Origin of the sequence: Vibrio sp. 10N.222.49.C9 (assembly GCF_041474985.1) — a bacterium.
In the GTDB taxonomy this organism is placed as follows: Bacteria; Pseudomonadota; Gammaproteobacteria; order Enterobacterales; family Vibrionaceae; genus Vibrio; species Vibrio crassostreae_C.
This window is the reverse complement of sequence record NZ_JBFRVD010000662.1, coordinates 1-455: the sequence shown is the minus strand read 5'-3', so window position 1 is coordinate 455 and position 455 is coordinate 1. Positions and strand designations below refer to the sequence as shown.

Annotated in this window: 1 protein-coding gene; it reads right to left on the bottom strand. The window is 47.7% G+C overall.

All coding sequences use genetic code 11. The annotated features are described in order from the left end of the window. A partial coding sequence (locus AB4585_RS24965) for a permease (RefSeq protein ID WP_372171443.1) occupies nucleotides 1-428 on the bottom strand: 428 nt, incomplete at its 3' end. Between the last annotated feature and the right edge of the window lie 27 nt (nucleotides 429-455).

Here is a 455-nt window from a genome sequence, read left to right as displayed (position 1 = left end):
GCAGCAATGGGTGTTGAAGCCGTTGCGCAGATGTACATAGGTACACTGATGGCCACCATGACAAGCATGCTCCAAATACTGCCGCCCCACTGTGCAAGGAAGTCTGTTTCTACATAGGTCTGCACTAGAGAGGCAAAGAACAAGCCAATCATTAACCAAGTGCTAATGTCTTTCACAAGATCCGTTGCCGCGAAGTGTATACCCGACTTCAGCTTCTCCATTGCACTCTTATCGGCCTTAGTTTCTTTCTTTGAAGAACAGCAACTCGACTGCGTGTTCGCTTGAGGGGTTGCCTTTTTACCCGAGCAACAACTCACAGGAGCAAAGCTCTTCATTTTAATCTTTTGCTCTTTCTCTGCTTCTTTGCCAACCAACAAGCCCGCAACTATCGCGCTCGATATAGCGGCTATAGGACGAATGATGGCCATGAATGGTCCTAGCAGTGCATATGAGAT